Here is a 2329-nt window from a genome sequence, read left to right as displayed (position 1 = left end):
GGCATCCTGCTCGAGGTCAACGACAATACGGTGAGCGTCTACACGAAAACCTCCATTTCGACACGAACCGAACAAATTCCGGGTAATAAATACAGTTTTGCCCGCGACGACATGCTCCTGGTTTGGGCACGCACCTACTGACGTTGGAGAGCAGGCATGGCTGACAAGGAAGATCGGCTTGACCCGGATGGCATCCGCAACGATGGGGTTTCGTACTACCCCGCGGATACGCTGCGGCTACAGAGTTATGAGCAGGCGGGCCTGGAGCTTTCGCAATCCCGAGCGCCCGTATTGATCCTTGAGAACAACCCGCACGAGCGCTTGTTCGTGGCGTGTTTCGATGGCACCGGCAATGATGAGAACAACGACCCTGAGCAAGTACGCTCCATGCCATCCGCAATGACGAGCGAACGGCCGCGCCACGACAAACCGATGCAGGAGAGCACGATGTCCTGGTGGTCGCATGCCCGTTCCTTATTTTCCATTGCCGCCGTTCTTCAATTGTCGATAGGAGACTTCTCCGTCATGGCTACCGATGCCACTCCCCGTATCGAAGCTCCCGCGCCGACAAAAGCCGTACCGCTACGCTTCAAGGCACACAACTTCGCCGCCCACTGCTACAACACCGTGGGTTGCCAGGTGATCTACAACAACCACAACTTCTCTCCGGCCACCGGTGACAAGGACCCGAGCTCCTTCGCCTCACCGCCGCCCCCTTCGCCGGACTACAGACGCGGCTGGCTGGGGTCTTCCTATATCGATATCCGCAACTTCCCGCCACCCGCCGAGGTACGGTGGAAATCCTTGGACGGCGTGGCACATGAGGCCAAGGTGGACATCGGCACAATCTTCAAGGACGAACTGATCTGGCACAACGTGCCCAAGTCCGACATGGCTGATTTCTATTCGGGGCCAGTGGCAGGCATGCCAGACATTTTCCTGGAAGTCAACGATCGCACCATCAACGTCTATATGGCCATGTTCATCCCGACCAAGACCGAGCAGATTCCAGGAAACAAGAACAGCGACTTCCGAAACGACCTCTTCCAGGCCTGGAGCCATACCTACTAACTAATTGGAGCCATGGACATGGGCGAACAACACAAGCTCGGCAAGGACGGCGTATTGGAAGATGGCGTTTTGTATTACCCCGCGGATGCGGCGAGACTTCAGACCTACCGGGACGCCAGCCAAGCGCTTTCGCGCTTTCAGACACCGGTGCTGGTCCATACCAGCAACCCGCACGGACGGCTTTATGTCGCGGCCTTCGACGGCACTGGCAACGACGTGCGCAAGGACCCGGAGCACGCGACCAACATCGCCAAGATCTATGCGCAGATCGCCGACAGCGGGAATCCGCAAATCAAGGGCGATTACGTCGAAGGCCCTGGTACGCAGGACAACGCCATTGCCCGCACTTGGGACGGTATGACCGGTGGTACTTATGATCAGCGCATCGAGGAGATGTACAAGCGCTTCATCAACCAGGCAAAACGGTGGCGGGCGGAAGATCCACAAGCCGAAATCCGCGTCGCTGACATCGGCTTCAGCCGAGGGGCAGAACAAGCTGCGGGATTTGCGCGGCTCGTGCATGAGCGCGGCATCCAAGACCCTTCCGGAGCCTATTACACGCACGACTCGAACAGCCACATCACCTCGGTGACCTACACCAAACCACCCCTCGTCGCCCCCGGCCAAGTCGCCCAGGCCGAGGCGCTGTTCGACCCGGTCGGCACCGGCCACCCCTACGCGCACGACCGCCGGCCGCCGCCTTCGGTGATCTCCGGCTTCCAGGTCATGGCCGAGGACGAGCGGCGCGCCAAGTTCAAGTCCGACCACATCATCGACCCCGGCCTCTCGCCCGACGGGCGCTTCCTCGGCGTGGCCGTGGCCGGCGCGCACTCGGACGTGGGCGGCAGCTACCACCGCGACGGGCTCGCCATCCGCAGCGACAACCTGATGATCGACTACCTCAACGCGCTGAGCGACAAGCCGTTCCTGGCGCGCAGCCCCGAGCCCGACGACCCGCGCCTCAACGTGGTGCACCGCTCGGAGGAAGGCATGCTGCTCTACCGGCTCGACCGCAAGGTCGACCGGCAGCAGCCGGAGGGCTACAACGAGCGGCTGGCGCCGAGGGCGTCGCACCTGTTCGGCCTCGTCCACCGGGAGCGCCCCGGCGTGGCCGATCCCTACAACGCCGAGCCGCGCGACGAGGCGCTGAGCCAGCAGTTCGAGCGGCAAACGGTGCAGACGGGCCCGACCTCGCCTCAACAGATCGCCGACGCCCCGGCACGGGCGGCCGCCCCCGGCCGCTCGCTCGACGAGGCGT

At 62.3% G+C, this 2329-nt stretch carries 2 protein-coding genes; both read left to right on the top strand.

Annotated elements, in window-relative coordinates; translation table 11 throughout:
* The first annotated feature begins 156 nt into the window (after positions 1-156).
* Entirely contained in the window at positions 157-1071 is a 915-nt protein-coding gene (locus ACH65_RS20890; RefSeq protein ID WP_237561570.1) for a hypothetical protein, read from the top strand.
* A gap of 18 nt (positions 1072-1089) precedes the next feature.
* Positions 1090-2329 (top strand): phospholipase effector Tle1 domain-containing protein (locus ACH65_RS18625; RefSeq protein ID WP_237561569.1); only part of this gene is annotated, 1240 nt, incomplete at its 3' end.

Origin of the sequence: Frateuria defendens, assembly GCF_001182895.1 — a bacterium.
Lineage (GTDB): Bacteria > Pseudomonadota > Gammaproteobacteria > Xanthomonadales > Rhodanobacteraceae > Frateuria_B > Frateuria_B defendens.
Note: the sequence above shows the minus strand (reverse complement) of the source record. Positions and strands in the feature narration are given on the sequence as shown.

Excerpts from the sequence above, each read along its gene's own strand:
- ACH65_RS20890 (WP_237561570.1), top strand. The coding sequence starts at position 157 with ATGGCTGACAAGGAAGATCGGCTTGACCCGGATGGCATCCGCAACGAT.